Source organism: Flavobacterium pectinovorum (assembly GCF_006438875.1).
Lineage (GTDB): Bacteria > Bacteroidota > Bacteroidia > Flavobacteriales > Flavobacteriaceae > Flavobacterium > Flavobacterium pectinovorum_A.
In genome coordinates this window covers 142,123-167,999 of record NZ_RCZH01000007.1, presented here as the reverse complement: position 1 = coordinate 167,999, position 25,877 = coordinate 142,123, and the positions used below count along the sequence as shown (strand labels likewise).

Sequence of the window (25,877 nt, the reverse complement as noted above, 5' to 3'; positions counted from 1 at the left end):
ATTATCTTGCCTGTAATTTTACAACTACTTTTTTCACTTCAGAATGTCCTTTATAGAGTGCCATATGAGCAAAATTATTAGGTATTATACAAAAATAACCTGAAGGAACTAAAATTTCCTTAATTCTATTCGATGTATGTAAAGCGTAATCATCAACTTCAGAATAAGTTTTATATTCTTCAACTTCTGTATTTACATTTGCATAAGCAATAACATCTGTTCCTGAAAGTGTGATATGAATGTCCATTAGTTTTTTATGAGATTCTAATATCTTACTATCAAACGAAGATGAAACCTCATTACTATATATTGGAATTAAAGTTAAATTATTACTGATCGTTTTTTCGGACAAAGATTCTAATCTATTAAATTCCAGAACATTTAACAATTCATTAATTTCTGGATATATTGCTTTGTAAATCGATAAGTTTTCAATTGTATCGGTTATCATAATAAATTTTGATTACTTAAAGTGTTTTAATCTTTGTTTTAGTATTTAAAGTATCTATTAAGCCTTGGTCAGTTTTATATTTAAGCTGAATATGACTATTAATAGTTGGCAAATCCGAATTTGTATCTAATAAATTAAAAATATCTCTTATTGTATAGTTCCCTATTGAAGCAAGATTTTCATGAATTTTATTAAACAAAACTATATCTTCACTGTAGTCTAATGTAAGTCTGTAATTTCGAACCAAATGCTCTGGAAGATCAACTAGATTAATTTTAAAATGCTCGGGATTATTAATAAAATACCATGTCATATACTCTGAATAATCAGCAGAAGGGAAATGGCTTTTCACTTTTTCAAGAGCCTGAACATTAATAATTTCAATATTTGTACCAACCGCTGCGTGTTTAGCTGCAGTATAATCAGCACCATTATCAAAATGTGATTTCAACAAAATCTCACAAATTTCGTTATCAATAAATGGACAATCCGCTGTGACTCTAATTACAACGTCTGTTTTTAATTTTCTTGTAATATCTAAATATCTTTGTATTACATCTTCCGGATCACCTTGATGAAAAATAACCGATTCATTGTATGTAAAATCCTTAAGAGGCAAATCAGAATCTAAATTTGATGTTGCTAAAATTACATTATTTACATTCTCAAACTTGCAAGCATTTTTAACACACAATTCTACAGAAGTTAAATCCCCAATTTTTAGTAATGCTTTTTCTTTAAGTCTTGTTGATTTTAATCGACAAGCGATAATAACAGCTATACTAGCCTTTTTAAAATCTTCTCTCTGCAGGGTTTCTCCTTTCCTCTTTGAAACGGAAAGAACATGAAAATCAGAAACCAAATCTTTAATTTGTTTTGAATTTAATCCATTTTTTCCAGATCTTTTAAAATCAAAATCTTCCTCAATTGATAAATATTGCCCTCTTTCTTTCGCTTCTTTCAATAAAGGCTTCATAATAGATTTTTCTAAATATAAAATCTCTCTGTCATTAATAAATTCAGCCTTTAAAAGTTCTTCATAATTATTAATAACCTCAATCATTTTTGTAAACTGGGAAATTCCCAGACTTGAATACATATCATACTTAGTTTCTACATTCTCTAGCAATACATGTTTTTCAACAATATCTGCTCCAGATGCGATAGCTAAAGCTGGCAGCCAAACCGCATAATCTGACTCTCTATCAACATGATCTGCAAAAACTATTCTTTTAGAAAATGCATTTTTAACTTTAGAAATTTTAGAAATCCCCGAATCCTGCAATAAAGTTGGATATCCTTGAAATCCAACCTCAAGTAAAATTTCTTCAGGATTTAAACTTTCTTCATATTTATTTAAAAAATACTGAATTTCATTTAAATCAAGCGAAGCAACATTAAGTATTAATTTTTTCTGAGAAAGATCAACTTTTGACAATGCATTTAATACTGCATAGTTAAATAATACTGAAACTTGCAACTTGATTCCATAAATCTTTGAATGATTCTCTTCTAGAATTTGCACTCCATATTCATCAAATATATCTAGCCAAACATCTTTTGTTTCTTTTGCTAAATTTATTATATCATTCCATTCTAATGAATCAAATAATAATTGTTGATAAACTGAATGCCACTCAAAATCTTTTGTTGCTAATTTATCTGGGTGTAATGGTTGAAATTTAATTCCGAAATTTTCCTTGAATAACGAAAATTGCAAAACTAATTCTTTAACATATTTTATATCCCCTCCATGAGTATTTGCTACTTCAATTATAGTATATGCCATGAAAATTTTATTATTTTTTTGAATGAAATGAAATGATTTTTTCGATTACAAAGTCCTGCTCTTCTGCAGTCAAAGTTGGAAACATCGGTAAACTGATACATTTAGAATAATAATCTTCAGAATTACTCAAATTAACTTCATTGTAACCAATATTTTTATAGTAGGGCAATTGATGAACAGGAATATAATGAATTTGAGCATATATTTTATTTGAATGCAAATAATCATATAGACCTTTACGGTCTTCAACTTCTATAATAAAAAGATGATGTGCATTCAAAAAATTATCAGGTAAAATTTGAACCTTAAATTTTCCTTCAAAAGCATCTTTATATTTTTGCGCAATTTCATTTCTTTTGATAACACCTTTTTCATTTCTGGCTAATTGAGAAATCCCTAAAGCGGCTTGAAAATCTGTTATTCGATAATTAAAACCTAATGTCTGCATTTCGTAGAACCATCCTCCTTGATTCTCCGACATATTCTCTTTTGTAATTCCATGAGAACGTAATAGAAGTAATTTTTTATAAACTTCTTCTGAATTAGTAGTTACCATTCCTCCTTCTCCGCAAGCAATATGTTTTACAGGATGAAATGAAAAAACAGCAGCATCAGCATAAACACCATTGCCACAAAATTGTTTCTGATTTTTTGAATCTAGGAAATAACCTCCCGGCGCATGACAAGCGTCTTCTAAAATCCAAAGATTATGTTCGTTTGCCAATGCTCTAAAAGCTTCCAAATCTATAGGAAGTCCTCCAAAATCTACAGGAATAATCCCTTTAAAAAAACCTTTAGGTTTACTTTCTATTAGCTCTCTTGTTTTAACTAGAGATAATAAATAAGTATCTCTGTCTATATCTGCAAACCATACTTCAGCCCCAACAAATCGCGCGCAATTTGCTGACGCTGCAAATGTTATAGGAGTAGTAATTACTCGATCACCTTCTTTTAATCCTAACGACATCACACCAATATGAAGACCAGCCGTTGCATTATTAACTGCTACAGCATATTTTGCATCTACAGATGCTGCAAATTTGTCTTCAAATTCTTTTACTTTAGGACCTTGTGTTAAAAAATCAGACTGTAATGTTTCAATTACTGCTTTAATATCTTCTTCTGTAATATCTTGTCGACCGTAAGGGATAATTTTATTTTCCATTATAGCTCAAAATTAGCATCAACATGTTCTTTTATCAAACTTCTTAACGTTTCTACAGTTTCCCAATCTTCATTTGATCCGGAATTATAATTAAACCCTTCTTCGACTTTTTTCGCATTGAAATGACTTAAATATTGATCTAATTTAAAGCTAGGCACTGAAGGTAGAATAGTATAGTATTTCCCTAAATCATAAGTATAGAACGAATCCGAAGCTGTAATCATCTCTTCATGTATTTTCTCTCCGGGCCTTATTCCCACAACTTCAATTAGACAATCCGGAGCTACTGCTTTAGCAACATCTGTAATTTTGTATGATGGTATTTTTGGAATAAAAATTTCTCCCCCCCATGCATTTTCCATAGCATGCATTACCATATCTACACCTCCCTGAAGCGAAATATTGAAACGGGTCATTGCAATATCTGTAATTGGTAATTTTCCTTCTTTCTTTTTATTAATAAAGAAAGGAATTACGGATCCATTAGACCCCATCACATTACCATATCTAACTACTGAAAATTTTATTGGATTAAATCCTTTTATATTGTTTGCTGCTACAAATAATTTATCTGAAGTTAATTTTGTAGCTCCATAAAGATTAATTGGGGCACATGCTTTATCCGTAGAAAGTGCAACTACATTTTGTACATTTGTTTGCATTGCGGCATTAATAACATTCTGTGCTCCTCCAATATTTGTCTTAATACATTCATCTGGATTGTATTCGGCCAAATGAACGTGTTTCATTGCAGCTGCGTGTATTACATAATCAACTCCTTGAAATGCTCGTATTAATCTTTGTTCATCACGCACATCTCCAAGAAAAAAACGAATTTGTGGATATTTATCCAACGGATATTCTTGGGCCATTTGAAATTGCTTTTGCTCGTCACGAGAAAAAATAATAACCTTTTTTACGGATGGATATGTTTCAAATATATGTTTTGTTAAAGCTTTCCCCAAAGAACCGGTTCCTCCCGTTATTAATACTGTTTTATTGTTTAACATTGTATGTAATTGTTATTTGATTATTTTAATAAAAACTATTTAAGTAATTGTTTATATATACGTTTAATGATAAGGAAAATTACAATTAAAAACCCACCTAAGAATCCACCCAAGATTATTCCTTTCGCTTTTCCAAAACGTACTTTCTCCAATGGTAAAATAGGTCTGTCAATAACTTGAATTAAGGGCGTTTCTCTTCTTAATGTAACTTTTGCCATTTCGCTTTGTTTTACTAACTCAGTCAAAATTGCTGTATTTGCCTGTACATCAACTTGTCTTCGTGCCGATGGAGCTCTTCGGACGTTTAATGCAGGATTTAAATTAAAAGTATTATCATTTGCAACAGCAACACCGGTTATAGCACCATTAAGTTCACCTCGAATCGAATCTGTTTGCCGCTCAAGTATATCCATATTTATTCTTGCCTTTTTACTTTTGGTCTCAATATAAAAGCCACCAACTTGCCTGGCCAAACCTTCACAAAGGTATTTAGCGAACAATTCATCTGTAGATGAAACTTCCATTGTAATGATAGATATCTTTTTATCTTTCTGATCAACGATCAATCCCCCCTTAGACAATTTTTCATAAATTGATCCCAAGATACTATCGTGCACTCTAGTAAATCCTTTACGCCCTTGATTAGGTAAGAATTGAATATTTTTAAGACTTGGTTCTTCATTCCAGTTTTTTCTCCATTTATTATCTTGAATAAACATTTCTGCTAAAGAAATAACTTTTCCGTCCACATTCACAGGTGTTAAAAGCGTCTTTTCTACCATTGACCTTGATTTAAAGAGCTCCACCAAATTAGTACCTGTAAATACTCCACCAGCAGTACCTCCAATATCTAATCCTAATGTACTTGCAATACCTAATGCACTACCAAGTCCTCCACCTGCTTTTTCATCTTCTAAAGCAAAAGACAATTTAGCGGTGTAAACTGGTTTTTTTATTAGAGAATATCCGATACCTAAAGAAGCACCAATAACTCCAGCAAGCAAAATAATTTTCCATTTTGAAAACAAATAACCGTACCATTCTTTTACTTTTACGAGCAATTCTTTCAACGATATTTCGTCATTTTCGACAGTAGTATTCTCCATTAAAATGATTTTTATTTAAAGGCAGTTACAATTAGTAATGCTAAACTGGTAATTACACTTCCTATGCTAACCCATTCTCCGGTGCTCATTTTTTTAGTCTCTGGTTTTTCAGGAACAACTATCTGGGAATCAGGCTCCACGGTAGGGTATGATCTAAAGAATAAAAATGATTTCGTTACATCAGCTTTACCATTAGGGTATATTATGTATGCCTTTTTCTTCCAACCTTTATTGTTCACTCCTCCTACTGCATTTATGTAATATTTGAATCCTTTTCCACTTCTATACGGAATTTCAGATGTGAGTAAAACATTCCCTGAAACTTTCACTCCTTCATTATAAACAGCTACTTCAATTTCGTCACCTGGAAACAAAGTAACATTAGAATAATGATTTTTATCTTTTTCGATTTTTTCCCAATTAATAGGAATAGTAGAAAATTTGGTTTCGGCTAATTTTTCTATTAAAGAATCATTCTTAGACAAGTTTAAATCTATACTTTCTATTTTATCAATTTCATCTTGTTTAATTGGCCTTTTAATTTTCATACCTTCTACATTTGATATAGAAGTTAGTCCACCAGCCCTCATCACTATATCATATACTTTTTCTTTTTTGTTAGCTAATACATATTTTCCTGGATAAGTCACTGCTCCGGATATAGTAACCATTTGAGGTTTTTCATAAACCGCAATTCTCCTAATGTTTATAACATCAAAGGGATTTAAAAGAAATTTTTTGACTTGCTCATTATTATCAGTTGATATTTCGAGCTGTACCAATTCAATACGTTTTGGATCAGCATCATTTATTACATCAGACTTTACCATTCTCGCAATTTCTACCCTCTTAGATGCTGCACCTGTCAAACCTCCAACTTGAATAATTAAATCGTTCAATGTTAAGTTTTCCACAAATTTATAAACTCCAGGATTTTTAACTTCACCATCTATAGTTACTTTATATTCTTCTCTAAAATCTAAAATAGAATAAACCGTCACAATATCTTCTCTTTTTAACTCAATGTTAGAATTTAAATCCCCAGATAATGCAGCTCCTAAATCAATATTTAATATTTCTGTCGTCAGATCTGATTTTAAACGAATAACTCTTGCTCTTTTACTATATGCATCTTCTTTTAGACCTTCCGCTCTTGTAATAAGATCTGCAATTCGCATGCCTTCTGTAAAGGAATAATAATCAGGTCGAAAAACTGCGCCCTCAATTTTAATTCTATTTTCGTATCTACTTAAAATTTTAGTAACTTTAAAAACATCACCTGATTGAGGATTGTATGTACTAAATTCACTTTCATTGATGTCATGAACTTTAAACTCTTTTCCGGTTTTTTGTGTTACACTTACTGAAGCAGTATATGCAAACTCATTAAATCCTGAAGCAAAATTTAATAAATCAGAAAAAGTCTCTCCTTTTTTCATTTCAAAAATCCCCGGACGCTTTACTTCCCCCTGTACAGTTACACGTTGGCTATATGCCGGAATACGTATGACATCATTTTCTTTTAAGCTTACATTATCAGATTGATCCCCTTTTACTAAAAATCTATAAATGTCTACATTTTTGTAAACTTTGTTATTTCTGATTAATTCAATATTTCTGTAACTGCCATTCTTACCCGGACCACCTGCTAAATGCAAAGCATTATAAACTGTAGCCAATGATGAAACCGAATAATTACCAGGTTGTTTTCCTCCAACAACAGTAATTTTTATTGTACGTATTCCACTCAAACTTACACTTACTTGAGATTGTCCTGATCTAACAGTACTATAAACTTTAGCAATTGCCGACTTAATTTTTTGAGTAGCAGCCTCAACAGTAATTCCCGAAACTGCAATCTGTCCAACATATTGAATTGTTATTTTTCCTTCAACACTTACAGGTATACTCGAATTGTATTCCTGAACTCCGTATACGCTAACTTGTAGTTCATCTCCTGGTCCAAGAATATAGTTAACAGGAGTTGCTAACTTTAAATCTGGCTCAAAATTTAAAGTTGGATTATCAAACAATTCGGAGCCAAAAATCAAAGCGTTGGCAGAATCTTTAACTTTATTATTAGTAATTTTATCTTGATTTCTTCCAACAAATTCTGTTTTATTATTTTTAAGCTGATTGACATTATTACCACTATCAGCTGTTACTGACAAATCTTTCAACTTCATTTTAAGTTTATCAAATTCATCTTGACTCATCCCTTTAGAAATTGCCATTGGTTCAGCTTGATCAATAGTCATATTATTACTCTTTAATTGAGTTGCAATTTTCACAAGATCTTCCTGAGATAAATAATCTACTTTTATGGTACTTAGGTCTTTAGATTGTAATATTCCCTGAGCATTAGTAGCAAAAGAGATTAATAGCATAAAAAACAGGACAAGAGCACAAGTTATCTTTTTCATATTGAATTATAATTTAACCTAAAACTGGTTTAAATAGAAACATTTCTTTGTTATGAGTATTGTTTTTGATAATATTCTTTATAGGCTCCAGAAGTTACATTTTTCAGCCAGTCTTCATTATCAAAATACCAATTAATAGTTTTTTCCAATCCTTCTTCAAATGTAACGGACGGTTTCCATCCTAATTCTTTGTTGATTTTAGAAGCATCAATTGCATAGCGAAAATCATGACCTGGTCTATCCTTTACATATGTAATCAGTTCTTGAGATTTACCTTCGGCTCTACCCAACTTTTGATCCATAATTTTACATAGTAATTTAACCAAATCAATATTTTTCCATTCATTAAATCCTCCAATATTGTATGTTTCATGATTTTTCCCTTCATGAAAAACTAAATCTATTGCAATCGCATGATCTTCTACAAATAACCAATCTCTGGTATAATTCCCATCTCCATAAACTGGTAGTGGCTTATTATTAATAATATTATTGATGAAAAGTGGAATTAATTTTTCCGGAAAATGATATGACCCATAATTATTTGAGCAGTTTGTTAAAACGTATGGCAAGCCATATGTTTCACCATAAGCTCTTACAAAATGATCTGAACTCGCTTTTGAAGCAGAGTATGGAGAGTTAGGATCATAAGAAGTGGTTTCCGTGAAAAGACCTTCAGCTCCCAGTGAACCATAAACTTCATCAGTACTTATATGATAAAAACGTTTTCCTTTAAAATTATCTTTCCATTGATTCTTCGCAGCATTCAATAAATTCATGGTTCCAATTACATTTGTCTTTACAAATGACAAAGGATCCTCAATAGAACGATCAACATGTGACTCGGCCGCTAAATGTAAAACACCATCAAAATTATGAATTGAAAAAAGATCATTTATAAAAGTTTCATCTACGATATCTCCCTTTATAAATTTATAATTAGGCAAATGCTCAATATCTTTAACATTTTCAAGATTACCAGCATAAGTTAAAGCATCTAAATTGATGATTTGATATTCAGGATATTTATTCACAAAGCGTCTTACGACATGAGATCCAATAAAACCAGCTCCGCCAGTTATAAGAATTTTTTTCATTTTATGCTTTAATTTAATAAATCGGAATTTATTTTTTCCAACTCACTGTAGATATCTTTAACATCTTGTGAATTTTCTTTTTGTAAAATCAAATTGGCTGTGTCAGTATATACAAAAATAGTATTTTTCAATCCTAAAAAAGTCGTATGCTTACCAGACCCAATTACCATATTCCCATTTTTATCAATAGGGTGATTTTTTGAAACTAAATAGTCGTATACTGATTCAAAAGATCCTAAATCTGACCATGAAAAAGCCGCCGGTACTACTTTTATTTTTTTACTGCGTTCCATAACAGCATAATCTATGCTAATTGATGGGATTTCTAAGGATAAATCCAAATTTAAAAAACCTTCTTTATTTGCCTCCCAAACAGCTTTGGATTTTTCATAAACATCAGGCTGATATTGCTTTAACTCTTCTAAAAGTACACCAGCTTTAAAACAAAACATTCCGCTATTCCATAAAAAATTTCCTTTCGAGATAAATTCTTTTGCCGTAGTTTCATTAGGCTTTTCCCTAAATGAAATTACTTTATCTCCCTTAGATTCAATATAGCCATATCCTGTTTCGGGCTTAGTTGGAATAATTCCGAATGTTACTATAAAACCATCTTCCGCTTTGATAATCGCTTCACTAATTGCTAAATTATAATTCTCCATCTTATCAATAATATGATCCGAAGGAGTTATAATTAATATATCATCAGGATCTGATGCAAATGCTGCAAATGCAATAGCTGCAGCAGTATTTCTTGGTGTAGCTTCTACGATATTAATATAGGAAGTTTGAGTTTTACCCATCACTTTGTTACTTAAATGATGATTATCAATATTCCCTACTACCATTACTTTACTAGCTAAATGTCTATTGCGATCAACAGTCATTTCGAATAAAGATTTCCCTTCAAATATTTCTAAATATTGTTTTGGTTGACTTTTTCGAGATAACGGCCAAAGCCTGCTTCCTACCCCTCCAGTTAAAATTACATGAGTTATTGACTCGCTCATAATTATATTTTTTTTAATTGTTTTTCAGCAACTTCTTTTCTAAGATTACTGCTTGAAAAACGATGATCTCTAACATTATAATACAATATAATTCCTTTTTGTTCACAATATGCACGTCCTGTAAAATTTTTATCACGATATTCATCACCAATAATGCGAACATCAATTTTAAAGGAACGCAGAATATCTTCTAGATCTTGTTCCGTTGCATAAGGAACAATTTCATCAACAAATTTGCATCCTTTTAATTGTATATATCTTTCAACTACTGTTTGAGAAGGAGTATTTTTTTCAGGACGATCAAGTGTTGGATCGGTTTGCAAACCAACTATCAAATAATCACACTCTCTTTTTGCTTCTTCTAACATCTTAATATGTCCAGCATGTAACAAATCAAAAGCACTAAAAGTTATTCCCACTTTCATAATTTAAATTTAAAAATTATAACCTATTATCTGCTATAGTACCCAAAACTCCTTTTACATCATACAATAAACTATTTTCTTTTTGCAATGCTGAAAAATCTAAGTTTAAAAACTCATTATGAGCTACACCCAGTACAATGGCATCAAACTTTTCTTTTGGAACAGAATTAATAGTCTCTAATTTATATTCTTTTTTAACTTCTTCAATATTAGCCAAAGGATCATATAATGTAACCGCTATTCCATATTCTTTTAATGACCTTATAACGTCAACAATTTTCGTATTTCTTACGTCGGGACAGTTCTCCTTGAATGTAATTCCCAACATCAAAAGATTAGCTCCATTAACTGAAATTCCTTTTTTTATCATTAGCTTAACAACCTGAGAAGCTACATATTCACCCATACTGTCATTTAGTCGACGACCTGCCAAAATTATTTCAGGATGGTATCCAAATTCTTGTGCACGCTGTGCTAAATAATAAGGATCTACTCCAATGCAATGTCCTCCAACCAAACCAGGTTTAAATGGTAAGAAATTCCATTTTGTAGCTGCAGCTGTTAATACTTCATGAGTATCAATATTCATTAAATTGAATATTTTAGCCAACTCATTAACAAAAGCAATATTAATATCCCGTTGTGAATTTTCAATAACTTTAGCAGCTTCAGCAACTTTTATTGTTGGTGCTAAATATGTTCCTGCAGTTATTACAGATTTATATAAGGCATCTACTTTTAATCCAATTTCGGGAGTTGATCCTGAAGTTACTTTCAGAATTTTTTCAACAGTATGTTCTTTGTCACCTGGGTTTATTCTTTCTGGTGAGTAACCGGCAAAGAAATCTTCATTAAATTTTAGTCCTGAAACTTTCTCTAAAACAGGAACACATTGTTCTTCTGTTACTCCGGGGTAAACTGTTGATTCGTATATTACAATATCTCCTTTTTTTAAAACTTTACCTACCGTTTCACTCGACTTATATAAAGGCGTTAAATCAGGACGATTATTTCGATCTACAGGAGTTGGAACTGTAATTATAAAATAAGTACAATTTGCAATATCATTTAATGAAGTTGTGCAATATAATCCAGTTTCCCCATTAGGCTGATTGATCAAAACTTTTTGCAAAGTTTCATCATCAACTTCCAATGTTGTGTCTGTACCTGATTTTAAAGATTCCACTCGTGACTGATTTATATCAAATCCAATAACGGAATATTTCGTAGCAAATAATCTGGCTAAAGGCAAACCAACGTAACCTAAGCCAATAACTGCTATTTTAATATTTTTATCCATTTTTATGTTCTTTTTTATCCAATTCAGTCATTAAAATTCACGGCTTCGCCTCTCTGAATCACAAAAATTTGACACAGATAATTAAAAACCAATTTCGGCAAATATAACATATTAACTCAATTTATTCAATACGGTTTCCCGTAATCCTGTAAAAACGGACTAATTAAATAAAACTATGTTCATCAACCTTCTATCAATCAGTATGTAAAAAAATACATTATAAAAAAAAACAGAAAAATTAATTCTCAGATTAAAGAATTTCATCTTCTGTTTTTAATTGAAAATCGTTAAACTATAACTACATTATTTATATTTTATTTTAAGCACACAGCCTAAAGATTCCAAAACGAGTATATAATGTGTATTTGAGACTTCCTGAACAATAGCATCCTGATTACTAAAAGCTCCTGCTTCTATTTTAATACGATCTCCAACCTGAATTGAAGTCACTGATATATCGCTTATGTTTGGAGCTTTAAGACTTGTTTTTATACTATTAATTTCTTCATCACGAACAATAGCAGGTTTCCCGAGCCAAAACAAATAACGTACTACTCCTGACACTTGAAAAACAGAATTACGGTCAATATCTGCCAATTGAACGAATACATAGGAATTAAAAAGAGGCACTTCAACTTTTTTCTTCCGATCTGACCATTGTTTCACCTGAGTAATTAATGGACAATAACACTCAATACCTGTTTGAATCAGTCTTTCTGCAACTTTTTTCTCCCATTTAGGTTTTGTGTATACTACATACCAATTCATCTTTTCTTTTTATATTGAAATAAAATTTTTAAATCCATCAATTATTTTATCACTTTCCATTCAATATCATCCCAACAAATCTCTAATTAAGAACCTATTCCTTTATATATAAACCCAATTGATTCCATTTCTTTTGAATTTAATATGTTTCTACCATCAAAAAGAAATGCCGGTTTATGCATTGAATCATAAATTTTTTGCCAATCATAACTTGTAAACTCATCCCACTCTGTAAGAATTGCAATAGCATGAGCATCTTTACAGGCATCATAGGCATTATCAAACGTTACAACTTTAGAATTATTTTCTTCAGCAGATCTCGTTTCTAAATAATCTAAATCACTTAGCATTTTATTTCTTGAAACTTTCGGATCGTAAACAGCAATTTTTGCCTGCTCATTAATCAAATCATCTGCTACATATATTGCAGCCGATTCTCGGGTATCATTCGTATCTTTTTTAAAGGCCCAACCTAAAAATGCAATTTTTTTATCGGCAACAGTATTGTATAATGTCTGAACAATTTTATTTGAAAATCGTCTTTTCTGATAATCATTCATAATAATAACTTGTTCCCAATAATCAGCAACTTCTGTTAATCCATAAGATTTTGCGATGTAAACTAAATTTAAAATATCTTTCTGAAAACAAGATCCTCCAAAACCAACTGATGCTTTTAAAAACTTTGAGCCAATACGGCTGTCCATTCCAATTGCTTTGGCTACTTCACTAATATCTGCTCCTGTTTTTTCACATAATTCAGACATTGCATTTATAGAGGAAATACGTTGCGCCAAAAATGCATTTGCAGTAAGTTTAGACAATTCTGAAGACCACACATTGGTCTTTAAAATTTTATCTTTACTAACCCAATTAGCATACACATCAACCAATGCATTAATTGCCTCTTCGCCTTCTGGTGTTGAATCTCCACCTATTAAAATTCTATCTGGATTTAATAAATCGGTAACGGCGGTACCTTCTGCTAAAAATTCAGGATTGGATAAAATTTGAAACTGAACTCCATTTCCTGTATTATCTAAAATACTTTTTATTGCTTCGGCAGTTCTCACCGGAAGAGTAGATTTCTCAACAACAATTTTATTTTGCTTGGCTACTTTTGCAATTTGTCTGGCACAAAGTTCTATGTATTTCAAATCTGCAGCCATTCCTTTTCCTTTACCGTAAGTTTTGGTTGGCGTATTAACTGAAATAAAAATCACCTGAGCTTCATCAATTGCTTTTTCAACTTCTGTAGAAAAGAAAAGATTTCTACCTCTTGCTTCTGCGACTATTTCTGAAAGTCCCGGTTCATAGATTGGAATATTATCTGTATTTGGATCATTCCAATCTTTAATTCTTTGTTCATTCAAATCGACTACAGTCACTTGAATATTTGGACATTTTTGAGCAATTACTGCCATTGTTGGACCTCCAACATAACCTGCACCAATGCAACAAATTTTTGTAATTTTCATTTAATTTACTATTATCTTGATCCTGTTTTATTTCAAATTATTCCAATACCAACTCACTGCTTCTTTCAAACCATCTTGTAGAGAATATTTAGGATTATATCCTAAAGCACTTTTTGCCTTAGCAATACTAGCTAGTGAATGTGGAATATCTCCTGCTCTATTTTCTCCGTAAACAATTTCTACATCTGCAATTTTAGAATCAAACTCAGCTAAATACTCTTTTAAATATCCAACTAAATCATTTAATGTATTTCGATCTCCAAAAGCAGTATTATAAATTGTATTAATTGCTTCCGGATTTTGCGTTGTCATAGCCAACTCATTCATCTGAATTACATTGTCTATATATGTAAAATCGCGAGAATAATTACCATCACCATTAATAAGAGGACTTTCATGCTTCATTAATTGCATAACAAATTTAGGAATCACCGCAGCATAAGCCCCATTTGGATCTTGTTTTCTTCCAAAAACATTGAAATATCGCAAGCCAATAGTTTCTAATCCATAAGTTCTACTAAAAATTTCAGCGTACAATTCGTTCACATATTTAGTAATCGCATATGGTGATAAAGGTTTGCCAATTACATCTTCAACTTTTGGCAATCCTACAGAATCTCCATAAGTAGATGAACTGGCTGCATATACAAAACGTTTTACTTTTGCATCTCTTGAAGCAACTAACATATTCAAAAAGCCAGAAACATTTACATCATTTGTAGTAATTGGGTCGTTTATAGATCTTGGAACAGAACCTAAAGCGGCCTGATGCAAAACATAATCTACACTTTGAACTGCAAAATTACAATCCTCAATATTTCTAATATCTCCCTCGATTAATCTAAAATGAGGATTATTTATAAAATCTTTTAAATTATGGTGATGTCCTGTCGAAAAGTTATCTAAACAAATTACGTTATAACCTAGATTTAAAAAATGCTCACATAAATTTGAACCGATAAAACCAGCTCCTCCGGTAATTAGAATAGTATTCTGGTTTGACGTTTTCATTTACTTCAAATTATTATTTTTTTATTTTTTTCAAAATAGTTTGCCAGAAATCAGGTTTAACTTCATCATCATGATATCCATTTGAATATGCACCATAACCGTAACCGTACGCTGAACCATACTTTGCTTTATTTTCATAACCATTTAAAACAATACTTGCATTGTTTAATTCGCCACGTTTTACCCTGGTATTTAACAACGTTATCATATCTTTTTTAGTATAGTTCTGTCTAACGATATAAAGTGAAACGTCAGCATATTGAACCAGTTCTAGTGCGTCTGACACAAGACCAACAGGAGGTGTATCCAAGATGACATAATCGTATTTTTGCTTTAATTCATCTATCATTTCCTTCATGGCGTCACTCAAAATCAATTCAGATGGATTTGGAGGAATCGGACCGGAAAGTATAACATCCAGATTTGGAATTTGTGTTTTATTGACAATTTCATCCAAACTATTTTGTTTAATCAAATAGTTTACCACACCCAATTGATTTACTAAACCAAACTCATCTGCCAATCTTGGTTTTCTTAAGTCTAATCCAACAACAACTGTTTTCTTCTCACTTAAAGCAAAAACTGTAGCGATATTTATGGAACAAAATGTTTTTCCTTCTCCACTAATAGATGATGTAATCATTAGTGTTTTGGATCCATTTACTTGTTGCTTTTTATACAAAAACTGAAGTGAAGAACGAATTCCTCTAAAAGCTTCTGAAAGCGCCGACTTTGGCTTATCAAAAACAGCCAAATTGATAGCGTCTTTATTAACTCCAACAACTCCTATTAGGGGTATATTAGTTAATTTACTGATATCATCCGTATTCTGAATTGAATTATTAATAAAAAACAATAAAAAAACAAATGACAGAGGCACCAATATTCCTAAGAATAGTGCCAGTACATAATTTGCAGAAGTTTTTGGACCAATCAATCCTCCTCCAATATCTTTTGCAGGATCAATAAAATGAATATCTGATAAATTAGAAGCCTTTACAATTTCAGCCTCATTTCTTTTCTGAAGAAATTCTGTATAGATATTATCATTTAAATCATACTTTCTTTTAATTTTCAGTAATTCTTGCTGCTCTTCGGGAAGCCTTTTGACAGTACTTTCGGCTTCTCCGATTTTTGCATTAACAAGAGATAGATCATATAATAAGGATGTTTTTGCCGAGGCGATATTTTCTAACAAAACATCTTTAATAGCTCTCATTTGATTATCAAAATCTTTGAAAATTTTATCACTCTTTACAGCATAAGACATTTCTGACCTTTGTGTAGAAAGCGCGATGAGTTTTGAAACATTTGTTACAATATTTGGATCTTCAATTCCCGCCACAGAAGGCGCCGGCAATCTTGAATAATCAACACTGTTATTTAAATATGCTTTTAAAGAGTTATAATAAGTGATTTTTCTGGAAACCTGATCTCGCTCAACATCAAAATCCATGATTTTATCAGAAACCTTTGCTCCTCCACCTTCAATTTCATAAATATTTTTATCTTTCCTGAAGGTTTTTAATTCATTACCCGTTTGTTTCAACTGTGATTCCATCGCAACCAAAGTACTATCGATAAATCTAATGGTATTAGTCGCAAATTGATTTTTTCCGTCTAGTTGTATTTTAATCAACATCCTTACAGTCGCATTCAAATATTCAACCATTCTGGCTTTATTTGTGCCTGACATGCTAAGTGTCAATAACGAACCTCCTCCTTTATCCCCATCAACACTTATTCCTCTGTATCGAGACACAGTCCCATCAAAATCATTAAATCTTACAAAATATTCTTTCCCTTTATAAAACCCAGGATTATCATTTATTTGCAGTTTCCAATTTAAAAATGGTAATGTAACTTGCTCTCCAACTCTATATTTTTTAACAAACATTCCGGGTTGAACTGATGTATTACTATATGCATTGACCGAATAAGTAATTAAAGAAACTGAATTAGCCTCAAAAGGTATTTGAATCTGATATTCATTTTCACTCAAAAATTTAATACTAATTAAAGTATTTGCAAGTTGTGGTTTTGTCTTATCAATACTTACATAAAAAGGAGCAGCTCCATAAGAATCTACTAAGTTATATTTTTCCTGTTCCAGATAATCTATATAATATTGTAATTTATCGACAACCAATTCATTATGTGAACGTGATTGTAATATGGTAGAAATTCCATTTACCTGATCTGAAATACCTCCCCAATTAAAAACTAAACTGGTATTAGAGGTAAAAAAAGGGTTACTTTCTTCTTTGATTGAAATCATGGTCTGCATGGAGTAAATTTTCTCTTTTCGAACATTTACTTGGTATGCTATGGTAAAAGCGATTATTAAGCTAACCAGAAACCATTTCCAATAACTGGCAATTTTCAACAAAAATCCTTTAAAATCAAAACTTGAATGATTCTCAAAAATGGAAAAATCTTTTATATCTAACATCTTCTGAATTTAGTTTTAATTTTTGATAATTAAATAAACTGTTGTTGCCAATGATAATAAGGTAATAATTGTACCTATAGATTGTATACCAGTCTGACCCGTTCCCCACGTTTTCTGTCTCAATGGTTTTACATAAATATAATCGTTTGGCTGCAGGTAATAATAAGGTGATTTCATTACATTCACATCCGTAAGATCTATATTATTCATTAGCACTCCCGTTGGAGTTTGACGAATTACGGTTACAGTTTTTCTATCGCCAACAGTATTAATATCTCCTGCATTAGCAATTGCTTCCATAATATTGACATGCTCCTGAAACAATGTCTTTGTTCCGGTACTTCCTACTTCTCCATTTATAGTGTATTTAAAACCGGCCAATTTTACTGTAACAAAAATATTTGCTTCACTTTTAAAATATTCTTCAAGTAGTTTTTTTTCAATTGTAATTCGAACTTCTTCAAGAGTGTACCCTATTACATTAATTTCTCCTAAAACTGGCATTCTAATATTACCATGATCATTTACCGTAAATCCATCAAAATACAAAGCCGATTCTGTCTTACCAACTGTTAAGGCACTCTCTGTGGTACTAAAAATTGAAACCAACTTAGGATCAATTGCTTTTATGGTAATGCTTAAAACATCATTTGTTTGCAATCTGTAAGGTTTGGTTTGTACTGCAGAGATCGTGTTTTGTTCTCCTGTACTATTTTTATCTTGCAAATACACTAGATCTTTTATAGGAATACAAGATGTAAATAGCGCACTGATTAATAGTAGTATAAAAATGGTATTTTTAGTCATTATTAGGATTTTATCGCAAATATAGCTTTTCCTTTAATCTTCAAGAAATCTATATTTTATTTGAGGCATATTTAGTTGTTTTTGAAAGTTTTTTCAAACGGAACCCGATGCAAAATACTTCGTCCGAGTGTAATTTCGTCTGCGTATTCTAATTCATCACCCACAGAAATACCTCTCGCAATTGTAGAAATTATAATTTCTGATTCGCCAATTTGTTTATAAATGTAAAAATTAGTCGTATCTCCTTCCATTGTAGAACTTAAAGCAAAAATAATCTCAATTACTTCTCCTGATTTTACTTTTTCTACCAAACTTGAAATATTCAATTGACTGGGACCAACTCCTTCAATTGGAGAAATTTTTCCACCAAGAACATGGTAAATTCCTTTAAACTGTCCAGTGTTTTCTATAGCCATAACATCTCGAATATCTTCAACTACACATATTGTTTGATGATTTCTTGCCATGTTTGCACAAATTTCACACACTTTTGTGTCCGAAATATTGTGGCAACTTTCGCAAAACTTAATATCCGCTCTCATATTTAACAATGCCTGCGAGAGAAAGCTTGTTTGTTCTTTAGGTTGTTTTAATAAATGAAGGACCAATCGTAATGCCGTACGCTTACCAATTCCAGGCAATTGTGACATTTCGTTGACTGCTTTTTCTATTAATTTTGATGAAAATTCCATGAAGACAAAAGTAATACTTTTAATGATTTAGTAGGCTTTGGGGCAACTAAATTCAATGTTAACCAAAAATGCAAATTGAATTACAAGAATTTTTTCCAGCCTAAATAGAAACGACATACTTTTGTGGCAGTCCCGATAGCTATCGGCAGCCACAAAAGATATAGTGGATCCCGAAACTTCGGGAGAAATAGCTCCTTAAAAAAATTAATATTGATTTGTGGCCAATAGAACCAAAGTACAGGCAACTTCGGCTTTAATATTATTAAGTTCTAACAATTGATAAAATTCCGGATTTTCAGTTCCTGGATTAAATACAACTCTCTTAGGCTGAGCTTCAATAATGTAATTATAATAATCGCGTTGGCGCGTAGGATTCAAATATAAAGTAACGGTATCTATATTTTTTACAGGAATTGCTTTAGTATAAATTTTAACACCGGCAACTTCACCAGTATTTTGACCAATTGCTAAAACAGTATGTCCTTTTTCAACTAACATATTTATTGCTCTAAAAGCGTAACGATCTGGTTTTGTGGTTGCACCCAGAACTAAAGTTTTTTTATTTTTCATCATTTTTAAATATTCTACAAAAGTAATCAAAAAGAATGAGCTTAGTTTAGGTTATTGATTTAGAAATAACAACAATAAAGATAATATCCTAACAAGAATTTGCTTTCAGATATCAAAAAAAGACTATTTTTACTTCACTAACCAAAACAATATGGATTTATTCATTTATTTATTTGCCGCTCTTTTTTCAGTGTTAAACCCAATTGGAACAGTTCCAATTTTTGTTGGACTGACACAACATGATTCAAAAAAAGAACGTTCCCGTATTTCACTTTGGACTGCTATAAACGTTTTCATTATTTTGATGGTTTCCTTTTTTATAGGACAATATGTTCTATCATTTTTTGGAATTAGCATTGATGCACTTCGTATTGCTGGCGGAATTGTAATTGTAAATTCAGGATTTTCACTTCTTTCGGGAAAATTCAACAAAAAACGCGGAATCAATAAAAAGATTGAAAATGAAGCTCAACAGCGAAATGACATTGCTTTAACTCCGTTAGCAATACCAATGTTAGCAGGTCCAGGATCAATGTCTTTACTAATAGCATTTTATCAGGAACATCATAGAATGGACGAAATTATTATTTCGTCTTTGGCAATTCTGGCAATTGCGGTTGCAATTTTTGCAATCTTAAAAAGTGCGCATTATTTAGCAAGAATACTTGGTGCTTCGGGAATTGTGGCGATATCCAGAATTGTTGGTTTTATTGTAATTTCTATCGGAATTCAATATATCGTGAGTTCTATTATTAATATCGTTAAAGGGAATTTGATGTAAATTCTTTTTACTTCGTAACAATGTCCATAGATAATACTTTTTGAGGCATTTCAATTTTACTCTTTTTGATATTTTAAAGTTTAAAAACTGTATCATTAGAATATTTAATATTGATTAGTAAAGTTCCACTATTTGAAGATGACAATCTATTCGAAATGTGGATATAATATCCTACAAAAAGAATATTATAGAATATTCTTTTATCTTTAAAACTCAAAATTTTTAATTCAAATGGCGTTATCTTTGAGCCTTCAGAAAATTTATATTTATTATGGAACAGAAAATACATCAGGGAAGAAACGTAAAACGTTTTAGAGAAATGCTTGGTATCAAACAAGAGTCATTGGCTTTTGATCTGGGAAATGACTGGAATCAAAAGAAGATCTCTATGCTTGAGCAAAAAGATATAATTGAAGATGATATATTGGATCAAATCTCACATGCATTAAAAATTCCTGTGGAAGCTTTTCAAAATTTTAATGAGGAACAAGCCGTAAATATTATTTCGAATACTTTTGCAGAACACGCATTTACTAATTCATTTAATGGAACAGTTAATTTAAATCCAATTGAAAAATTAGTTTCACTTCACGAAGAAAAAATTGCTTTATACGAGCGTATGTTGAAAGAGAAAGATGAAATGATGGCAAGGCTTGAAAAATTAATCAATAAATAAGAAGCTCTTATTCATAATAAAAAAGGCTCAACCAAATGGTTGAGCCTTTTTTATATCAAATTTTATTAGTTATAAAAACAACAAACTTAACTTCTTGGCAAAAATACTTCAGCCATCATACATCTTGCGCTTCCTCCTCCGCAAGCTTCGATGGTATCAAGGCTTGAACTCAAAATTTCGGCGTGATTTTCTAATTGAGCAATCTGCTTCGGAGTTAAACTCTGATGTGCTGAGGCGCTCATCACAATATATTTTTTATCATCCATTCCACGAACTTCCAACATATTTCCCGCAAAATTATTTACCTGAGCTTCCGTAATTAGAATAACTTCTTTTTTGTCCGCTTTTAGATTTTCAAGAACCATCTTACGTTCTTTTTTATCATCAATACAATCTGCACAAATAACTGCAAAAGTTTCTCCCAAGCACATCATAACATTAGTATGATATATTAGTTTACGTTCTCCATCAACAGTTTGAAAAGCTTCAAAAATTACCGGAGCATAATCAAAATCTTCGCAGAATTCTATAAATAATTCTTCATCGGCACGAGGCGACAAAGCGCAATAAGCTTTTGCATTAGCACGATCTAAAAGCAGACTTCCGGTTCCTTCCAGAAAAAAACCATCTTCTTCAGCTGAAGTATAATCCATTATATTGCTTATTTCAAAACCTTTATCCTCAAGAGTGTCTAAAATATCCTCACGACGTTCCTGACGACGATTCTCTGCAAACATTGGATACAATGCCACATCTCCATTTTCATGAAAAGAAACCCAGTTGTTTGGAAAAATACTATCTGGAGTATCTGTTTCTAAAGTATCATCTATAACCGTAACATCAACTCCTACTGCTCTCAGTTTCTCAACAAAAGCATCAAATTCTTGCTGTGCTTTAGCATTTACTGTACTTGGCAAAAGTCCGTCTAATACTTTTTGGTAATAATTATTTACAGCAGTTTGCTCATTCATCCTGAAAGCAACTGGCCGAATCATTAGGATTGCGTTTGTTGTTTGTTTCATTTTTATATTTTTTTTTGTTTCAGGTTTAAAGATTCAAGTTACAGCAACTTGAATCTTTAAACCTGAAACTTTTTTAGTCTCTAATTAATGGCAATGTTGAACATCTCAATAAACCTTCTTGTTTTGCAATCTCTGCATAAGGAATTTCTTCTACTGTAAATCCGTTTGCACGAAGCCAATTGTTTAATCGGGTGAAGTTTTTTTCTGAAACAACGACATTTTCGTCGATTGAAAAAACATTAGAAAACATATTATACATTTCGTTTCTTTCGATATGAAATAAATTCTCAATTCCAAAAAGGTTTACTAAATATAAATAATCAGCTTCCTCACGAAAACCTCGTTTATAGATAATTCCTTTATCTTTTCCAACAGGCTGAAAACAACAATCTAAGTGTAAAGCATTGTCGCGAGCTTCTAATTTAGATTTCACTAAATCAAATTCTTTAACTATTTTATTAGGAAACAATTCTTTAATATAATTTACACCATGCATATTTGTTCTTGCTGTGATGTAATCTTTATAATCACTTCCTTTATAAGTTCCAATAAAAACATGATCGTTCCACAACATAACATCTCCACCTTCAATATGAACTTCTTCCGGTGGACGAACCACTTTTAACGGATCCATTTGATCAATTACATATTGAATTGCATCTAACTCACGTTCTCTATCCGGTAAAATATTTGATTTTATAAACGTATCATCAATTACAAAACCAATATCTCTCGCAAAAATCTGATTGTAATTTTCGATCATTTCCGGTCGATAAACCTTTACATCATACTTTTTAAAAACAGTATTAAAAGCCTCCATTTCAACAACCATATCTTCTTCAATAGGATAGGTTCCTGCCTTAATATGTTCCAATGATTTAGGATCATAAGCCTCATCTAAAGATGGGGTTGGCCCATTATGAACAGCTGAACCCAAGACTACAGCACGTAATCTTGACGTTTCGTTCTTTATATTTAATTGCAACATAATAGTATTAGATTTTGGGCAAATATAAAAAAAGCTTCACAGTTAAGTGAAGCTTTTAAAGTTATTTATTTGTTAGACTTAAAGTCTCTCAAGGGATGCCCTGTATAAATTTGTCTTGGTCTTCCAATTGGTTCTTTGTTTTCACGCATTTCTTTCCATTGTGCGATCCAACCTGGCAATCTACCAATAGCAAACATTACTGTAAACATATCTGTTGGAATTCCTAGTGCTCTGTAAATAATTCCAGAGTAGAAATCAACATTTGGATACAAGTTTCTTGATTTGAAATATTCGTCTTCTAAAGCAGCTGATTCTAATTTTTTAGCAATTTCTAAAATAGGATCGTCAACACCTAAAGTTTCCAATACTTCTTTAGCTGCTTTTTTGATGATTCTAGCTCTTGGATCAAAGTTTTTATAAACTCTGTGACCAAATCCCATTAAACGGAAAGGATCATTTTTATCTTTTGCTTTTGCCAAAAATTTATCTGTATCTCCTCCATCTTTATTAATCTCTTCAAGCATTTCAAGAACAGCTTGATTTGCACCTCCGTGAAGTGGGCCCCAAAGAGCAGAAACTCCTGCAGAAATTGAAGCAAATAAACCGGCGTGAGATGAACCAACCATTCTTACTGTAGAAGTAGAACAGTTTTGTTCGTGATCTGCATGAAGAATAAATAATTTATCTAATGCATCCACGATAATCGGATTTGCAGCGTAAGGTCCTGTAGGCAATTTAAACATTAATTGCATAAAGTTCTCTACAAATCCTTGTGTATTGTCGTAATAGTTCAATGGATATCCCATAGATTTTCTATAAGTCCATGTAGCAATTACAAGAAATTTACCCATTGTTTTACAAATGGCTTCGTACATTTCTTTTTCATTTTCAACATTTACTGCTTTTGGATTAAATGCTGTCAAAGCACTTGTTAAGGCAGATAAAACACCCATTGGGTGTGCTGTCTTTGGAAAACCATCAATGATATTTTTCATTTCTTCGTTAACCAAAGTATGTTTTTTAATACCATTTTCAAATTGCTCCAATTCTTTAGCAGTTGGCAATTCTCCAAAAATCAAAAGATAAGACACTTCTAAGAAGTTCGCCTTTTCAGCTAAATCTTCAATTGAATATCCTCTGTAACGTAAAATTCCTAATTCTCCGTCTAAGAAAGTGATTTCGCTTGTACAAGATCCAGAATTCTTATATCCTGGGTCGATTGTAATAAAACCAGTTAAATCACGTAATTTGTTAATATCGATAGCTGATTCATTTTCGCTTCCTGTGATTACCGGAAGTTCAATTTTTTGACCATCTACTTCTAATGTAGCTATTTTTGACATAATATATCGGAAATAATTCTTTAAAATAATAATTTATCAAATCTAAGGAATTTAAGACTAATTAAAAAAAGAATACTGCTATGAATTTGTTAAAACTCCAAAAAAAAACCACCCATTAAGAAATGGATGGTTTAAATCTATATATAAACTTACAATTATTTAATCTTGAAAGCGTTTAACCCAGGGAAATAAGCAGTACTTCCTAATTCTTCTTCAATTCTTAATAATTGATTGTATTTTGCCATACGATCAGAACGAGAAGCAGAACCTGTTTTAATTTGACCACAGTTTAAAGCTACAGCTAAATCAGCAATTGTGTTATCTTCTGTTTCTCCAGAACGGTGAGACATTACTGAAGTATAACCTGCATTTTTAGCCATATTTACCGCTGCAATAGTTTCAGTTAAAGTACCAATTTGATTTACCTTTACTAAAATTGAATTGGCAATTCCTTTTTCAATTCCTGTCGATAAACGCTCAACGTTAGTAACGAACAAATCATCACCTACTAATTGTACTTTATGTCCAATTTTTTCAGTTAAATATTTCCATCCATCCCAGTCATCTTCATACATACCATCTTCGATAGAAATAATTGGATATTTAGCAGCAAGTTCAGCTAAATAATCAGCTTGTTCTTCAGAAGTTCTGATTTTTCCAGTTTCACCTTCAAATTTTGTATAATCGTATTTACCGTTTACATAAAACTCAGAAGCAGCACAGTCAAGAGCAATCATAATTTCGTCACCAAAAGAATATCCTGCATTTTCAACTGCTAATTTTATAGTATCTAAAGCATCTTCAGTACCACCTGCTAAGTTTGGTGCAAAACCACCTTCATCACCTACAGCAGTACTTAAACCTCTATCGTGTAAAACTTTTTTCAAACTATGGAAAATTTCAGTTCCCATTTGCATAGCATGTGTAAATGAAGTTGCCTTTACAGGGAAAATCATAAACTCTTGAAATGCGATAGGCGCATCAGAGTGAGAACCACCATTGATGATATTCATCATTGGCACAGGCAATGTATTAGCAGAAACTCCACCAACATATCTGTATAATGGCATCCCCAGTTCATTAGCAGCAGCTTTTGCAGCAGCCAAAGAAACTCCTAAAATAGCATTTGCTCCTAATTTAGATTTGTTTGGTGTTCCGTCTAAATCGATCATTAATTGATCAATTGTGTTTTGTTCGAAAACAGAAGTTCCAACTAATTCTTCAGCAATAATAGTATTTACATTATTCACTGCATTCAAAACTCCTTTTCCTAAGAATGCTTTTCCTCCGTCACGTAATTCAACAGCCTCATGTTCTCCAGTTGATGCTCCAGATGGAACAGCAGCTCTTCCTAAAACTCCATTTTCAGTTACTACATCAACTTCAATAGTAGGATTACCTCTGGAATCAAAAATTTGTCTTGCGTGAACTTTAATTATAATACTCATTATTTTTGTTTTTTTATTAATAAATTATATTTTTTTTCGAAATTATAAAATTATTTAATAGTAAA

At 31.6% G+C, this 25,877-nt stretch carries 23 protein-coding genes; 2 read left to right on the top strand and 21 right to left on the bottom strand.

What is annotated here, in order from left to right:
• Nucleotide 1 precedes the first annotated feature (1 nt).
• The 17 genes from EAH81_RS12120 to EAH81_RS12040 form a co-directional block, all read right to left on the bottom strand.
• Nucleotides 2-451, bottom strand: a complete 450-nt coding sequence (locus tag EAH81_RS12120) for a YhcH/YjgK/YiaL family protein (protein WP_140507327.1) — start codon at nucleotides 449-451, stop codon at nucleotides 2-4.
• 16 nt (nucleotides 452-467) lie between these two features.
• A complete protein-coding gene (locus tag EAH81_RS12115; protein WP_140507325.1) occupies nucleotides 468-2,240 on the bottom strand; it encodes a cytidylyltransferase domain-containing protein in 1,773 nt (590 codons plus the stop codon).
• Between the two features lie 10 nt (nucleotides 2,241-2,250).
• Nucleotides 2,251-3,405 (bottom strand): UDP-4-amino-4,6-dideoxy-N-acetyl-beta-L-altrosamine transaminase, encoded by a 1,155-nt coding sequence (gene pseC, locus EAH81_RS12110; RefSeq protein ID WP_140507323.1) that lies wholly within the window; start codon nucleotides 3,403-3,405, stop codon nucleotides 2,251-2,253.
• Nucleotides 3,405-4,415, bottom strand: coding sequence for a UDP-N-acetylglucosamine 4,6-dehydratase (inverting) (gene pseB, locus EAH81_RS12105; protein ID WP_140507321.1), 1,011 nt, complete (start codon nucleotides 4,413-4,415; stop codon nucleotides 3,405-3,407). The genes pseC and pseB overlap by 1 nt, the downstream gene beginning before the upstream one ends.
• A gap of 35 nt (nucleotides 4,416-4,450) precedes the next feature.
• Complete coding sequence (locus tag EAH81_RS12100) at nucleotides 4,451-5,521, bottom strand: Wzz/FepE/Etk N-terminal domain-containing protein (protein ID WP_140507318.1); 1,071 nt, start codon at nucleotides 5,519-5,521, stop codon at nucleotides 4,451-4,453.
• A gap of 11 nt (nucleotides 5,522-5,532) precedes the next feature.
• A complete protein-coding gene (locus EAH81_RS12095; RefSeq protein ID WP_140507316.1) occupies nucleotides 5,533-7,944 on the bottom strand; it encodes an SLBB domain-containing protein in 2,412 nt (803 codons plus the stop codon).
• A gap of 50 nt (nucleotides 7,945-7,994) precedes the next feature.
• Nucleotides 7,995-9,041, bottom strand: a complete 1,047-nt coding sequence (gene rfbB, locus EAH81_RS12090; RefSeq protein ID WP_140507313.1) for a dTDP-glucose 4,6-dehydratase — start codon at nucleotides 9,039-9,041, stop codon at nucleotides 7,995-7,997.
• Between the two features lie 8 nt (nucleotides 9,042-9,049).
• Nucleotides 9,050-10,051 (bottom strand): mannose-1-phosphate guanylyltransferase, encoded by a 1,002-nt coding sequence (locus tag EAH81_RS12085; protein ID WP_194150821.1) that lies wholly within the window; start codon nucleotides 10,049-10,051, stop codon nucleotides 9,050-9,052.
• Nucleotides 10,052-10,053: 2 nt separating this feature from the next.
• The gene (locus EAH81_RS12080; RefSeq protein ID WP_140507309.1) at nucleotides 10,054-10,476 is read right to left on the bottom strand and encodes an adenylyltransferase/cytidyltransferase family protein; all 423 of its coding nucleotides are present in this window, start codon (nucleotides 10,474-10,476) and stop codon (nucleotides 10,054-10,056) included.
• A 16-nt stretch (nucleotides 10,477-10,492) separates the two neighbouring features.
• Nucleotides 10,493-11,776 (bottom strand): nucleotide sugar dehydrogenase, encoded by a 1,284-nt coding sequence (locus tag EAH81_RS12075; protein WP_140507307.1) that lies wholly within the window; start codon nucleotides 11,774-11,776, stop codon nucleotides 10,493-10,495.
• Nucleotides 11,777-12,079: 303 nt separating this feature from the next.
• Nucleotides 12,080-12,544, bottom strand: coding sequence for a UpxY family transcription antiterminator (locus EAH81_RS12070; RefSeq protein ID WP_140507304.1), 465 nt, complete (start codon nucleotides 12,542-12,544; stop codon nucleotides 12,080-12,082).
• Nucleotides 12,545-12,630: 86 nt separating this feature from the next.
• Complete coding sequence (locus EAH81_RS12065; protein ID WP_140507301.1) at nucleotides 12,631-14,022, bottom strand: UDP-glucose 6-dehydrogenase; 1,392 nt, start codon at nucleotides 14,020-14,022, stop codon at nucleotides 12,631-12,633.
• A gap of 27 nt (nucleotides 14,023-14,049) precedes the next feature.
• Nucleotides 14,050-15,033 (bottom strand): SDR family oxidoreductase, encoded by a 984-nt coding sequence (locus tag EAH81_RS12060; protein WP_140507299.1) that lies wholly within the window; start codon nucleotides 15,031-15,033, stop codon nucleotides 14,050-14,052.
• Nucleotides 15,034-15,046: 13 nt separating this feature from the next.
• Nucleotides 15,047-17,485, bottom strand: a complete 2,439-nt coding sequence (locus EAH81_RS12055; protein WP_140507296.1) for a polysaccharide biosynthesis tyrosine autokinase — start codon at nucleotides 17,483-17,485, stop codon at nucleotides 15,047-15,049.
• Nucleotides 17,486-17,500: 15 nt separating this feature from the next.
• The gene (locus EAH81_RS12050; RefSeq protein ID WP_140507294.1) at nucleotides 17,501-18,292 is read right to left on the bottom strand and encodes a polysaccharide biosynthesis/export family protein; all 792 of its coding nucleotides are present in this window, start codon (nucleotides 18,290-18,292) and stop codon (nucleotides 17,501-17,503) included.
• A gap of 71 nt (nucleotides 18,293-18,363) precedes the next feature.
• On the bottom strand, nucleotides 18,364-18,984 hold the full coding sequence (gene recR / locus EAH81_RS12045) for a recombination mediator RecR (RefSeq protein ID WP_140507292.1): 621 nt from the start codon (nucleotides 18,982-18,984) through the stop codon (nucleotides 18,364-18,366).
• Between the two features lie 204 nt (nucleotides 18,985-19,188).
• Nucleotides 19,189-19,554 carry a CoA-binding protein gene (locus EAH81_RS12040; RefSeq protein WP_140507688.1) on the bottom strand — a complete coding sequence of 122 codons (366 nt, stop codon included), beginning with the start codon at nucleotides 19,552-19,554 and terminating at the stop codon, nucleotides 19,189-19,191.
• A 151-nt stretch (nucleotides 19,555-19,705) separates the two neighbouring features.
• On the opposite strand from EAH81_RS12040, the gene EAH81_RS12035 reads away from it, so the two are divergent.
• Both EAH81_RS12035 and EAH81_RS12030 read left to right on the top strand, forming a co-directional pair.
• Nucleotides 19,706-20,335, top strand: a complete 630-nt coding sequence (locus EAH81_RS12035; RefSeq protein ID WP_140507277.1) for a MarC family NAAT transporter — start codon at nucleotides 19,706-19,708, stop codon at nucleotides 20,333-20,335.
• A 271-nt stretch (nucleotides 20,336-20,606) separates the two neighbouring features.
• The gene (locus EAH81_RS12030; RefSeq protein WP_140507275.1) at nucleotides 20,607-21,011 is read left to right on the top strand and encodes a helix-turn-helix domain-containing protein; all 405 of its coding nucleotides are present in this window, start codon (nucleotides 20,607-20,609) and stop codon (nucleotides 21,009-21,011) included.
• An 86-nt stretch (nucleotides 21,012-21,097) separates the two neighbouring features.
• Here the strand turns inward: EAH81_RS12030 and ctlX are convergent, their stop codons facing one another.
• The 4 genes from ctlX to eno form a co-directional block, all read right to left on the bottom strand.
• Nucleotides 21,098-22,033: a citrulline utilization hydrolase CtlX gene (gene ctlX, locus EAH81_RS12025; protein ID WP_140507273.1), complete on the bottom strand. Its 936-nt coding sequence runs from the start codon at nucleotides 22,031-22,033 to the stop codon at nucleotides 21,098-21,100.
• Between the two features lie 73 nt (nucleotides 22,034-22,106).
• Nucleotides 22,107-23,021 carry a dimethylarginine dimethylaminohydrolase family protein gene (locus tag EAH81_RS12020; RefSeq protein ID WP_140507271.1) on the bottom strand — a complete coding sequence of 305 codons (915 nt, stop codon included), beginning with the start codon at nucleotides 23,019-23,021 and terminating at the stop codon, nucleotides 22,107-22,109.
• A 65-nt stretch (nucleotides 23,022-23,086) separates the two neighbouring features.
• Nucleotides 23,087-24,364 carry a citrate synthase gene (locus tag EAH81_RS12015; RefSeq protein WP_140507269.1) on the bottom strand — a complete coding sequence of 426 codons (1,278 nt, stop codon included), beginning with the start codon at nucleotides 24,362-24,364 and terminating at the stop codon, nucleotides 23,087-23,089.
• 155 nt (nucleotides 24,365-24,519) lie between these two features.
• Nucleotides 24,520-25,812 (bottom strand): phosphopyruvate hydratase, encoded by a 1,293-nt coding sequence (eno, locus tag EAH81_RS12010; protein WP_140507266.1) that lies wholly within the window; start codon nucleotides 25,810-25,812, stop codon nucleotides 24,520-24,522.
• Nucleotides 25,813-25,877 lie beyond the last annotated feature (65 nt).